Origin of the sequence: Flavobacterium sp. CSZ, from assembly GCF_015350725.1 — a bacterium.
GTDB lineage: Bacteria > Bacteroidota > Bacteroidia > Flavobacteriales > Flavobacteriaceae > Flavobacterium.
This window is the reverse complement of the sequence record NZ_JADKPQ010000021.1, coordinates 38940-51056: the sequence shown is the minus strand read 5'-3', so window position 1 is coordinate 51056 and position 12117 is coordinate 38940. Positions and strand designations below refer to the sequence as shown.

Annotated in this window: 12 protein-coding genes; 11 read left to right on the top strand and 1 reads right to left on the bottom strand. The window is 35.0% G+C overall.

Features of this window, described 5'->3' with window-relative positions; genetic code table 11:
• The first annotated feature begins 22 nt into the window (after positions 1–22).
• From trpD to IRZ78_RS20935, 11 genes are all read left to right on the top strand, one after another.
• A complete protein-coding gene (gene trpD / locus IRZ78_RS20985; RefSeq protein WP_194618410.1) occupies positions 23–1015 on the top strand; it encodes an anthranilate phosphoribosyltransferase in 993 nt (330 codons plus the stop codon).
• A gap of 74 nt (positions 1016–1089) precedes the next feature.
• Positions 1090–1869 carry an indole-3-glycerol phosphate synthase TrpC gene (gene trpC, locus IRZ78_RS20980; protein ID WP_194618407.1) on the top strand — a complete coding sequence of 260 codons (780 nt, stop codon included), beginning with the start codon at positions 1090–1092 and terminating at the stop codon, positions 1867–1869.
• Positions 1870–2017: 148 nt separating this feature from the next.
• Positions 2018–2650 (top strand): phosphoribosylanthranilate isomerase, encoded by a 633-nt coding sequence (locus IRZ78_RS20975; protein WP_194618405.1) that lies wholly within the window; start codon positions 2018–2020, stop codon positions 2648–2650.
• 12 nt (positions 2651–2662) lie between these two features.
• Positions 2663–3844 carry a tryptophan synthase subunit beta gene (gene trpB / locus IRZ78_RS20970; RefSeq protein WP_055095721.1) on the top strand — a complete coding sequence of 394 codons (1182 nt, stop codon included), beginning with the start codon at positions 2663–2665 and terminating at the stop codon, positions 3842–3844.
• A 144-nt stretch (positions 3845–3988) separates the two neighbouring features.
• The gene (locus IRZ78_RS20965) at positions 3989–4309 is read left to right on the top strand and encodes a gamma-glutamylcyclotransferase family protein (protein ID WP_194618403.1); all 321 of its coding nucleotides are present in this window, start codon (positions 3989–3991) and stop codon (positions 4307–4309) included.
• Between the two features lie 8 nt (positions 4310–4317).
• Positions 4318–5055, top strand: a complete 738-nt coding sequence (locus tag IRZ78_RS20960) for a carbon-nitrogen hydrolase family protein (protein ID WP_194618401.1) — start codon at positions 4318–4320, stop codon at positions 5053–5055.
• Between the two features lie 231 nt (positions 5056–5286).
• Entirely contained in the window at positions 5287–6048 is a 762-nt protein-coding gene (gene trpA, locus IRZ78_RS20955; RefSeq protein WP_194618399.1) for a tryptophan synthase subunit alpha, read from the top strand.
• A 336-nt stretch (positions 6049–6384) separates the two neighbouring features.
• A complete protein-coding gene (locus IRZ78_RS20950) occupies positions 6385–7014 on the top strand; it encodes a TetR family transcriptional regulator (protein ID WP_194618397.1) in 630 nt (209 codons plus the stop codon).
• The gene (locus IRZ78_RS20945) at positions 7004–8323 is read left to right on the top strand and encodes a TolC family protein (protein WP_194618395.1); all 1320 of its coding nucleotides are present in this window, start codon (positions 7004–7006) and stop codon (positions 8321–8323) included. Before IRZ78_RS20950 ends, IRZ78_RS20945 begins: the two co-directional genes overlap by 11 nt.
• Before the next feature lie 12 nt (positions 8324–8335).
• Positions 8336–9415 carry an HlyD family secretion protein gene (locus IRZ78_RS20940; RefSeq protein WP_194618393.1) on the top strand — a complete coding sequence of 360 codons (1080 nt, stop codon included), beginning with the start codon at positions 8336–8338 and terminating at the stop codon, positions 9413–9415.
• A 4-nt stretch (positions 9416–9419) separates the two neighbouring features.
• Positions 9420–11006, top strand: coding sequence for a DHA2 family efflux MFS transporter permease subunit (locus tag IRZ78_RS20935; RefSeq protein WP_194618391.1), 1587 nt, complete (start codon positions 9420–9422; stop codon positions 11004–11006).
• Between the two features lie 258 nt (positions 11007–11264).
• On the opposite strand, the gene yaaA is transcribed toward IRZ78_RS20935, so the two are convergent.
• Positions 11265–12023, bottom strand: coding sequence for a peroxide stress protein YaaA (gene yaaA / locus IRZ78_RS20930; protein ID WP_194618390.1), 759 nt, complete (start codon positions 12021–12023; stop codon positions 11265–11267).
• Positions 12024–12117: the final 94 nt, after the last annotated feature.

Genomic DNA, 12117 nt, shown 5'->3' with positions numbered 1-12117 from the left:
TAACTCAGAACCTTAAAGAAAAATGAAAAATATATTAAACAAATTAATCAGTCACGAAGTGCTTTCAAAAGAAGAAGCAAAAAACGTATTGATTAATATTTCAAGCGGTCAATACAATCCGAGCCAGATTTCGGCATTTTTGACTGTATTTATGATGCGAAGCATTACAATTGATGAACTTTCGGGCTTTCGTGAAGCTTTGTTAGAATTGTGCGTTCGCGTTGATTTATCAGCTTATAATACGATCGATTTATGCGGAACAGGTGGTGACGGAAAAGATACTTTCAACATCTCGACTTTAGCATCATTTATATCCGCCGGAGCGGGAATAAAGGTGGCCAAACACGGAAATTACGGCGTTTCATCGATTTCAGGTTCGAGCAACGTAATGGAAAAAATGGGAATCAAATTCAGCAATGATGCTTCGTTTTTAGAAAAATGTATTGACAAAGCTGGAATTTGTGTTTTGCACGCTCCCCTATTTCACCCGGCAATGAAAAACGTTGGGCCTATTCGTAAAGAATTAGCGGTAAAAACGTTCTTTAATATGTTGGGACCAATGGTAAATCCGTCATTTCCACAAAATCAATTGGTAGGTGTTTTCAATCTGGAACTAGCCAGAATGTATGCGTATTTATATCAAAATACTGATATAAATTTCACCATTTTACATTCGCTTGACGGATATGACGAAATCTCTTTAACAGGCCCGACCAAAACGATAACCTCACATATGGAAGGCATGCTAAAACCGGAAGATTTTGGCGTTCGTCTTTTATTGCAAAGCGAAATTGAAGGCGGAAAAACCATCGAAGAATCAGCAGATATGTTTACCAATATCATTTCTGGAAAAGGAACCGAAGCGCAGAACAATGTAGTATTGGCCAATGCTGCAATGGCGATTGCAACAGTTACAAAGTGTTCTCCTCTCGAAGGATTTGAATTGGCAAAAGAGAGTCTGTTCTCAGGAAAGGGATTAAAAGCATTGCAGACATTACAAGAATTAAGCAAATAAGAAACAAACACAAATTTCACGAATTAGCACAAATTAACTTTGCATCTTTGTGACTTTGTGGCAAAAGAAAAGCCATGAATATTTTAGATAAAATAATAGTTGATAAAAAACGAGAAGTCGTTCTTAAAAAATCAATCATTCCGGTTTCGCAATTGGAAAGTTCAGTATTTTTTGGAAGAGAAACCATTTCTTTAAGTCAAAAATTAAAAGCAAGTTCAACCGGAATTATTGCAGAACACAAACGTCGTTCTCCATCTAAATCAGTAATCAATCATAGTTTTACTGTTGAAGAAGTGGTGAAAGGATATGAAAATGCAGGAGCTTGCGGAATTTCGGTTTTAACGGATGGAAAATATTTCGGTGGTTCTCTTGACGATTTACTTTTGGCAAGAGCATCAGTAAATATTCCGCTATTGCGAAAAGAATTTATTGTCGACGAATACCAAATTCTGGAAGCCAAAGCTTTTGGAGCCGATTTAATTTTATTGATTGCAGCAGTTTTAACTCGCGAGGAAATCAAATCATTATCAGAATTTGCAAAGAAATTAGGTTTAGAAGTTCTACTGGAAGTTCACAATCAGGAAGAATTAGAAAAATCGATTATGCCAAGTTTAGATATGATTGGCGTAAACAACCGAAACCTAAAAACATTTGAAGTAAGCTTAGATTTCAGCAAACAATTGGCATCGCAAATTCCGGACGATTTCGTAAAAGTTTCCGAAAGCGGCATCTCATCAATCGAAGCCATTTCTGAACTACGTCCTTACGGTTATAACGGTTTCCTAATTGGAGAAAACTTCATGAAAACTGATAACGCCGGACAAGCAGCTATTGACTTTATTAGTCAGCTGTAGGCTTAAAAGTTCGCCACGAATTTCACGAATTAGCACCAATTGAACTAGTGCAATTCTTTGCAAAAAAACTTTGCGCCCCTGAGCCTTCGTGGCAAAAAACAAAAAAACTTAGTGTCTTAGAGCCTTCGTGGCAAAAACATCAAAAAAAATGAAACTCAAAATATGCGGCATGAAATATCCAGAAAACATTCTCGAAATAGGAGCGCTCCTACCCGATTATATGGGATTTATTTTCTGGGAGAAATCCGCACGATACTTTAACGGAACCATTCCTGAATTGATCAAAACCATCAAAAAAGTCGGTGTTTTTGTTGATCAGAGTCAGCAAGAAATTCTGAAAAAAGTAGCACAATACAATTTACAAGCTGTTCAGTTACACGGAAATGAGTCGGTTGAATTTTTATCAGAATTAAAAAAACAACTGCCTAAAAAAACCGAAATCATAAAAGTATTTTCGGCCGATAATGACTTTGATTTCGAAATCATAAAACCTTTCGAACCGGTTTGCGATTATTTTCTGTTTGATACCAAAGGAAAATTACCTGGCGGAAACGGAACCACTTTTGACTGGACGATATTAAAAAAATACAAATCTGATAAACCCTTCTTTTTGAGTGGCGGAATCGGAATGAACGAATTAAAAGCCATCGAAGAAATTTCAAAAACCAATCTTCCTATTTATGCTGTCGATATAAATAGTAAATTTGAAATCGAACCTGGTCTAAAAAACAAAAATCTATTTAGCAATTTCAAACGAAAATTTGATGTTGCCAACTTTTAAAATTGGAATAAAATGAATTTTAACGTTAACGAAAAAGGATATTACGGAGAATTTGGAGGAGCTTACATTCCTGAAATGCTGTACCCAAATGTAGAAGAATTACGCCAGAATTATTTAAAAATTACCAGCGAACCTGATTTTAAAGCCGAGTTCGATCAGTTACTAAAAGATTACGTTGGCCGCCCAAGTCCGCTTTATTTCGCCAAGCGTTTATCTGAAAAATACAATACAAAAGTTTACTTAAAAAGAGAAGACTTAAACCATACCGGAGCACACAAAGTCAATAACACCATTGGGCAAATATTAGTTGCCAAACGTTTGGGCAAAAAAAGAATCATTGCCGAAACTGGAGCGGGTCAGCACGGTGTAGCAACGGCGACAGTTTGTGCCCTTATGGGAATGGAATGTATCGTATACATGGGAGAAATCGACATTGCGCGTCAGGCGCCAAACGTGGCGCGTATGAAAATGTTAGGCGCTGAGGTACGTCCGGCACTTTCGGGTTCAAGAACTTTAAAAGACGCTACAAACGAAGCAATTCGTGACTGGATCAATAATCCGGTTGACACCCATTATATTATTGGATCTGCGATTGGGCCGCATCCTTATCCGGATATGGTGACACGTTTTCAGAGTGTAATTTCTGAAGAAATAAAATGGCAGTTAAAAGAAAAAGAAGGACGTGAAAATCCTGATTATGTTGTCGCTTGTATTGGTGGCGGAAGTAATGCTGCCGGAACGTATTATCACTTTTTGCACGAACCAGAAGTGGGTATTATTGCCGTTGAAGCAGCCGGAAAAGGCGTAGATAGCGGTCATAGTGCAGCAACCAGTAAATTAGGAAAAGTGGGCGTTATTCACGGTTGCAAAACCCTTTTAATGCAAACTCCTGACGGACAAATTACCGAGCCATATTCAATTTCGGCAGGTTTAGATTATCCGGGAGTTGGACCAATGCACGCACATTTGGCACAAACCGGTCGTGGCGAATTTTTCTCTGTGACTGATGATGATGCTATGAATGCCGGATTGCAATTAACGAAATTAGAAGGAATTATCCCGGCAATAGAGAGCGCGCATGCTTTTGCAGTTTTAGATCAAAAGAAATTTAAGCCAACTGATATTGTCGTTATAAGTCTTTCTGGTCGTGGAGACAAAGATTTAGATAATTATATCGATTACTTTAAATTATAAGATTAATTTGGGCGTTACCTCCCGCGCGGGCTATCCGCTATATTCCCGATTAACAAAAACTACGGCTAAAAAGCCTTGTTTTTCTAAATCGGGAGATACCGCTCCTATCCCTAACGCAAACAAACAACGAGAAAAATAATAATTATGGAAAAGTTATTTTCATACGGAACATTAAGATCGAAACAAATTCAAATGCAGCTTTTCAAAAAGCTATTAACGGGAATACCGGATCAGTTACTTGGCCACAAACTAAAAAGTCTTCAAATCGAAGAAGAATTTGGAATGGCAGACTATGTTGTAGCTGTACCGAGCGCAGATTCTTCAGATCCTATACATGGTGTTGCTTTTAATATTTCGGCTTCGGATTTAGCTAAAGTAGATATATTCGAATCTAATGCTTATAAAAGAGTTCAGGTTACGTTGAAGTCTGGAACAGTTGCCTGGGTTTATATCGAAAATAAATAAAAGTCGATATGATTTTAGCCGCTGCACAAACAAAACCAACCCGAGGAGATATTGAAGCTAATTTATTAGATCATTATCGCCTTATAGAATTAGCTGTGCAAAATAGAGTACAATTAATCGCATTTCCTGAAATGTCAATTACAGGTTACGAAAGAGAAAATGCTCAACAACTAGCTTTCAAAAAAGACGATTCCCGTTTGGATTATTTAAGACAATTGGCTGTCGAAAATAATATCATTATTGTTGCTGGAGCACCAATTGAGATCGAAACGAAATTGTTTATTGGCGAATTTATTATCACACCGGATAATTCAGTTGCAGTTTATACAAAACAATTTTTACATGAAGGCGAAGATGAGTTTTTCCAATCTTCTTTCGATTACAATCCGATGATTACAATTGAAGATAAAAAGATTTCGTTTGCCATTTGTGCTGATATTGATAATCCGCTGCATTCGGAAAATGCCTGTAAAAAAGAAACTGATATTTATATCGCAAGCATCTTTTTTACTCCAAACGGAATTCCGAATGCCTATAGAGATTTACAAAGCTATGCTCAAAAGCATAAAATGAATGTTTTGATGTCTAATTTTGCTGGAGAATCATGGGGTTATCCTTCAGCAGGACAAAGTGCATTTTGGAATAACAAAGGTGAATTGATTGCTCAAATGAACGATTCAGATTCCGGATTATTATTAATCGAAAATAAAAATGATAATTGGATAAGTAAAATTATAAAAAAATAATGCCACAGATTTCACAGATTAGAACAGATTTTTTGTTTCGCGCAGATTCTGCAGATTACAGCAGATTTAATTAAAAAAATCTGCATGAAGCAGCTTAAATCAATTTAAATCTGCGTGAAACAAATTTTCAGCAGTAATCAGTAAAAATCTTTTAATCTGTGGCAAAAAAAAACTCAAAAAACACCTACAAGGTTTTGAAAACCTTGCAGGAGTAAATAAAAAGATAAAAAAATGAACAGAATAACTCAAAAATTACAAGAAGATAAAAAGATACTTTCTATTTATTTTTCGGCTGGATATCCTAACTTAAATGATACCGTTCAGATCATTCAGGATTTAGAAAAAAATGGCGTTGACTTAATCGAAATTGGTTTGCCTTTTAGCGATCCTTTGGCCGACGGACCAACGATTCAGGCGAGTTCGACTAAGGCGCTTCATAACGGAATGACGACTCAAATTCTATTCGATCAATTGAAGAACATCCGCGAAAGCGTAAAAATTCCGTTGATTATTATGGGATATTTCAACCCGATGTTACAATACGGAGTTGAAGAATTTTGTAAAAAATGTGCTGAAATTGGTATCGATGGTTTAATTATTCCTGATTTACCGGTAGATGTTTACGCAGACGAATATAAAGCAATTTTCGAAAAATACGGATTGATAAACGTGTTCCTGATTACGCCACAAACTTCTGACCAACGTATTGGTTTTATCGACAGTGTTTCAAACGGATTCATTTATATGGTAAGTTCTGCAAGTGTTACAGGATCTCAATCAGGTTTTGGAAACGTTCAGGAAGATTATTTCGAAAGAATTTCAAACATGAATCTTAAAAATCCACAAATTATTGGTTTCGGAATTTCGAATAAAGAAACTTTTACACAGGCAACTAAGTTTGCAAAAGGAGCTATTATTGGTAGCGCTTTTATTAAACATTTAAGCGAGAATGGTTCTGGTAAAATTGCGGAATTTGTTGGGGAAATTCGATAAAACTAATTTTTCTAACATATATAATAACGTCTAGTCTGTCATTCCGACGAAGGAGGAATCTCCGTTGCAAAATCACCAAAGATTGACTCTTGATTACGGAGTTACTTGAGAAGATTCCTCCTCCGTCGGAATGACAAGATTAGGAAAAATACATAGCTGAAATAATATCATTCATAATATTATTTCAGCTTTTTTTGTTGATAAACATTGGCTTCAAAGAGTGTTTTCACTCTAAAACCACTACAAGGTTTTCTGTTAAAATTATGTTAAAATAAAATTAAACAACTGTTTAATTTAAACGCTTGTTTAATTTTGTGGCCAATTAGAAACAATACCATGTCAAACTTCGAATTAAACGATAAAAAAATTCAAATTCTTGAGGTTGCTGAAAAGCTATTCTCTGAAAAAGGATTCGAAGGAACTTCTATACGAGACATCTCAAAACATGCCAAAATAAATATTGCCATGGTTTCGTATTATTTTGGTTCTAAAGAAAGACTGCTTGAAGCGTTAATTATCTACAAAACTTCTGATTTAAAATTACAACTCGAAAATTTATTACAGGAAAATCTCGAACCTATTGAAAAAGTCAATAAATTAATCGAAATTTACATTAACCGAATAAGTTGTAACAAAGGGATTTTCAGAGTGTTGCATTTTGAAATCAACGCAAAAAAAAGAGAGAAAAGTTTTATTGCTTTTACAGAATTAAAAAAAGGAAATCTAAAATCTGTTGAGAGTATTATTGCTCAAGGTCAGGCTAAAGGCGTTTTCAGGAAAGATGTTATTATCCCGCTGATTACTCCAACCATTATTGGAACCTTTTTTCACTTTCATATGAACAAACCTTTCTTCGAAGAATTACTGAATTTAAAAACAGAAGCTCTGTACAATGATTACATTAAAACCAGTCTTACAAAGCACATTCAACAAACTATAAAAGCTCTACTTGTTTATGAAAATTAATCAATTAATGCTCTTTGGTATTTTCTTTATCGGAATTTCATCAATAGAAGCACAAGAAAAAACAAGTTTAACCTTAGACGAAGCCGTGAAGTTGGCTTGGGAAAAAAGTAACGAAGTTACTCTTGCCAGTACTAAGGTAAACACAAAAAAGTACGAATTACAAGAAGTTAAAAACAATCAGTATCCGGATATTAAAGTTTCGGGACAATACCAACGCCTTACAAAAGCGTCGATTGATATGCCAAATCAGGGAGAAAACGCATCTTTAGCCTCTCCTGACAGAGCAATGATTGGAATGGCAAATTTAAGCTTGCCTCTTTTTGCAGGATTTAAAATTCAAAATAGCATTAACGCATCGGACAATTTATATGAAGCAGAAAATGCAAATGCTGCTAAAACAAAAGAAGATGTTGCTTTAAGAGTTATTACTTATTATACTGCTCTATATAAAGCTCAAAAAACTTTGGATGTTTTAAATGAAAATCAAAAAAGCGCGAAACAGCGTGTTACTGATTTTACAGAATTAGAGAAAAACGGAATTATCCCGAGAAATGATTTATTAAAGTCACAATTATTAGTTTCAAAAACGCAATTATCTATTGATGAAGCTACTAACAACCTTAATAATATCAACTTTTATCTGACTACTTTATTGAAGCTGGATCCAAGTACAAAACTTCAGGTTAACGAAGCTGATTTCTTTAATTTAAAAACGAATAATGCACCAACATCTGATGTTTTAGCACTTCAAAACAGAAAAGATTTAGAAGCGATTCGTTTTCAACAAAAAGCTTCTGAAGCCAATATCAAAGTGGCAAGAGCAGCATACTATCCTACATTAGCATTACTTGGCGGATATACTGCTTTAGATCTTAAAGATATTATTACTGTAAAATATGCCATGAACTTTGGTCTGGGTTTAACTTATGATATCTCTGGAATTTACAAAAACAGCGCTCATGTAAGAGAAGCTGAAAGCAGAGCTTTGGAGGTTAAAAATACAGAAGCCGTAATGACAGATCGTATTAAAGTTGAAGTTCAAAAATCTATTGAAGATTATGACCTGGCTATTAATCAAAGTGTGGTTTATGACGAAGCGCTTCAACAGGCATCGGAAAATTACAGACTTGTAAAAGATAAGTTCGACAATGGTTTAGCGGATACCAATGATTTGGTTGAAGCCGATGTTGAGCAATTAAGCGCTAAGATCAATACCGCTGTATCTAAGGCAACAATTATTCAAAAATATTACGAATTACTTTCAGTATCAGGACAATTATCACAATCATTCAATCTTTCTAAAATATAATCGATAGCTCTCATGGAAAAGAAAAAAACAAATACTAAATTCATCATTATACTAACCGTGTTGGTTTTAGTGGGCGGAACTTACGGAATAACAAAATACATGCACTCCTTAGCCCACGAAGAAACAGATGATGCTCAGATCGAGAAAAAAATGAATCCAATTATTCCTAGAGTATCTGGATATATTAGCAAAGTGTATGTAAAAGATAATGATTTTGTAAAAAAAGGAGATACTTTATTTACTATCGATAAAAGAGATTACCAATTAAAAATCGATGAAGCGAATGCTGCATTATTAGGTGCTGAAGGTCAATACGAAGCTGCAAAAGCAGATATTGGGAGTGCAAATGCAAACATTTCGGTTTCTGATGCTCAAATGAGATCTGCAACGGGGTCTATCGAAAGTGCAAAAATCAGATTAAGACAAATTACTAACGATTACAACCGTTACAATAATCTTTACAAAACGCACACGATTACAAAACAACAATATGAGCAGGCATTATCTGCAAAAGATGAAGCTGAAAACCAGGTTCGTGTTTTAGAACAACAACAAAGAGCAAGTTCTTACCAAAAATCAGTAATTCAGTCAAAATCTAAAGTTTCTGACAAACAAACTGAAGTTGCTGCTGCAAATATCAAAAGAGCTAAAACAATGTTGGATGTTGCTCATTTGAACCTAACGTATACTGTTGTAACTGCAGCAATTGACGGTCAGGTTTCTAAAGTTGATATTCAGCCAGGACAATTGGTTCAGCCAGGACAATCTTTATTTTATATCATCAATAACAATGAAGCATGGGTTGTAGCAAACTTTAAAGAAACACAATTAAACAAAATGGTTGTGGGACAAAAAGTAAGCTTAAAAGTAGATGCTTATCCGAACTACGAATTCAAAGGTACCTTAACTTCATTTTCTCCTGCAACAGGATCACGTTTTTCATTATTACCTCCTGATAATGCAACAGGTAACTTCGTAAAAACAATTCAGAGATTACCGGTAAAAATTAGTTTAGATGAATCAAACGATCCTGAAAAAGTAAAATTACTAAGACCGGGAATGAATGTTGACGTAGATGTACATTTAAAATAAAATAATGACAGCAGTACAAGGAGACGACGATTTAGTAGAATACGGTTACAGACGTGTCATTATTACGATTACTGCAGTACTTTGTGCACTGTTGGAAATTGTAGATACCACGATTGTAAACGTAGCACTAACAGACATGCGAGGTAGCCTTGGTGCTACTTTGACTGATGTGGCTTGGGTAATTACAGCATACGCAATTGCGAATGTTATTGTAATTCCGATGACGAGTTGGCTTTCGCAGCAATTTGGAAGACGTAACTATTTTGTGGCTTCTATCATAATATTTACAGTCTGCTCCTTTTTGTGTGGTAATGCCAGTAATATTTGGGAACTGGTGGCTTTTAGGTTTGTACAAGGTATGGGTGGTGGCGCCTTATTGGTAACCGCTCAAACCATTATCACCGAGAGTTATCCCGTGGCAAAACGTGGTATGGCGCAAGCTATTTACGGTATGGGTGTAATTGTTGGTCCAACTTTAGGTCCGCCTTTAGGAGGATATTTAGTAGATAATTACTCTTGGCCTTATATATTTTATATCAATATACCGTTAGGGATTATTGCAACTATTTTGGCTCTTACTTTTGTAAGAAGTCCAAAATACGGAGAGAAATTAAAAGCAAATCAGGTTGACTGGTGGGGAATCATATTGTTGGCCGCTTTTATTGGTTCATTACAATTTGTTCTGGAACACGGACAACAAGACGATTGGTTTAACGATTCGACAATTGTAACCCTAAGTGTTGTTACAGTTCTTGGATTGGTATTGTTTATCTGGAGAGAGCTTACTTATAAACATCCAATTGTAAATTTAAGTGTTTTAAAAGACGGGAATTTAAGAATTGGAACCGTAATGTGTTTTATTCTTGGTTTCGGTTTATACGGATCGACTTTGATTATCCCGATTTATACGCAATCTATTTTAGGATGGACTGCAACTGATGCCGGATTATTACTGATCCCTGGTTCGATTACAACAGCGATCATGATGCCATTTGTTGGTAATATGATTCAAAAAGGGGTTCCGCAAGGATATATGGTGGGAGTAGGATTTTTAATTTTCTTCTTCTTTACCTTTATGATGCGAAACCGTCTTACGCCTGATACCGGAGTTGAACATATGTACTGGCCTTTGATTTTAAGAGGAATTGGTTTAGGATTACTTTTTGTACCTATTACAACACTTTCGCTTTCTACATTAAAAGGAAAACATATTGGTGAAGGTGCTGCTTTTACTGGAATGATGAGACAATTAGGTGGTTCATTTGGTATTGCCATTATTACCACTTTTATCACTCGTTTAAGTCAGGAACACAGAGTTAATTTATTAACGAATTTAGATCCTGCCAATTATCAGGTGCAACAACGTATACTAGGAATGCAAAGAGCTTTTGAAGCGAAAGGTTATAGTGCCGATGTTGCCCTTAAAAAAGCCTATCAGGCAATAGATTACGCAGTTTTGAAACAAAGTACAGTGATGTCGTATATGGATATTTTTATGTATCTGGGAATCATGTTCTTATTCTGTATACCAATTATTCTTTTCATTAAAAAAGGAAAAAACAAAATTAATCCTGCTGATGCAATGCATTAATAATAATTGATTTATAATACAAAAAAGCCGGACTATTTATTTAGTCCGGCTTTTTTATTTTTATATAATGATCTTCTGGATTTGAAGAGATTGAAATTGTTTCCTACAATATTTTTTGAATCTGAAGGATTAAAATTCCTGCCTACAATATGTCCCGAGTCTCCAACTCTCTAGTCAAAACTTTAAACCTTAGCAGTTTCTAAAAAAAACCTCCCCTTTGCCACTTGCCACTTTGAACCTTTGTCCCTCAAAAAAAAACTATCTCGTAAACACCAAATGATTTCCTTCTGAAAGATTAGCATCAAAATGATATCCTTCATAATTGAATCCTTTTAGGTCATCAATAGTTTCCGCATTCGTATCAATAATGTAACGTACCATCATCCCTCTCGCTTTTTTAGCAAAAAAACTGATTATTTTTAGTTTTCCATCTTTATAATCTTTAAAGTCCGGAGTAATTACAGGAACTTTTAGAGCCTTAACATCTACTGCCGAAAAATATTCGTTACTGGCCAAATTCACAAACAATTCTCCTTTTTCTAATTCTTTGTTTAAAGCTTTAGTAACGGTTGGTTTCCAGAATTCGTGCAGATTTTTGTATTCACCAACTGGCAATTTAGTCCCCATTTCTAAACGGTATGCCTGCATTAAATCTAATGGTTTTAAAACACCGTAAAGACCTGAAAGAATTCTAAGTTTGCTTTGTAAAACATCTAACTTTTCAAGCGGAATTGTGTAAGCATCCAATCCTGTATATACATCTCCGTCAAAAGTATAAATTGCTGGATGTGCATTTTCAGGCGTAAAAGGTGTTTTCCAATCCTGATTTCTCTTCCAGTTTAAATCTGATAATTTATCTGAGATTGACATTAAGTCTGATAATTCAGCTGGTTTTTTTTCTTTTAAAACTTTATGAACCTGACGTGCTTCTTTCAAAAAAGCCGGTTCTGTATATTGAGTTGTTGGTAATTCTTTTTCGAAATTTAATGACTTCGCTGGCGATATAACAATTTTCATGTGTGCGTTTTTATATGATTCAAAAATACAAATTGAAATTTTAAAAATTATCGTTTACAATTGATTTGTTTTATTGCTGCATAGTTTTTTCCGC

What these genes read in the sequence shown, in the direction of transcription:
- trpA (WP_194618399.1), top strand. Translation starts at nt 5,287, where the DNA reads ATGAACAGAATAACTCAAAAATTACAAGAAGATAAAAAGATACTTTCT.
- yaaA (WP_194618390.1), bottom strand. Translation starts at nt 12,023, where the DNA reads ATGAAAATTGTTATATCGCCAGCGAAGTCATTAAATTTCGAAAAAGAA.
- trpC (WP_194618407.1), top strand. Translation starts at nt 1,090, where the DNA reads ATGAATATTTTAGATAAAATAATAGTTGATAAAAAACGAGAAGTCGTT.
- IRZ78_RS20935 (WP_194618391.1), top strand. Translation starts at nt 9,420, where the DNA reads ATGACAGCAGTACAAGGAGACGACGATTTAGTAGAATACGGTTACAGA.
- trpB (WP_055095721.1), top strand. Translation starts at nt 2,663, where the DNA reads ATGAATTTTAACGTTAACGAAAAAGGATATTACGGAGAATTTGGAGGA.
- IRZ78_RS20940 (WP_194618393.1), top strand. Translation starts at nt 8,336, where the DNA reads ATGGAAAAGAAAAAAACAAATACTAAATTCATCATTATACTAACCGTG.
- IRZ78_RS20965 (WP_194618403.1), top strand. Translation starts at nt 3,989, where the DNA reads ATGGAAAAGTTATTTTCATACGGAACATTAAGATCGAAACAAATTCAA.
- IRZ78_RS20975 (WP_194618405.1), top strand. Translation starts at nt 2,018, where the DNA reads ATGAAACTCAAAATATGCGGCATGAAATATCCAGAAAACATTCTCGAA.
- IRZ78_RS20950 (WP_194618397.1), top strand. Translation starts at nt 6,385, where the DNA reads ATGTCAAACTTCGAATTAAACGATAAAAAAATTCAAATTCTTGAGGTT.
- IRZ78_RS20960 (WP_194618401.1), top strand. Translation starts at nt 4,318, where the DNA reads ATGATTTTAGCCGCTGCACAAACAAAACCAACCCGAGGAGATATTGAA.
- IRZ78_RS20945 (WP_194618395.1), top strand. Translation starts at nt 7,004, where the DNA reads ATGAAAATTAATCAATTAATGCTCTTTGGTATTTTCTTTATCGGAATT.
- trpD (WP_194618410.1), top strand. Translation starts at nt 23, where the DNA reads ATGAAAAATATATTAAACAAATTAATCAGTCACGAAGTGCTTTCAAAA.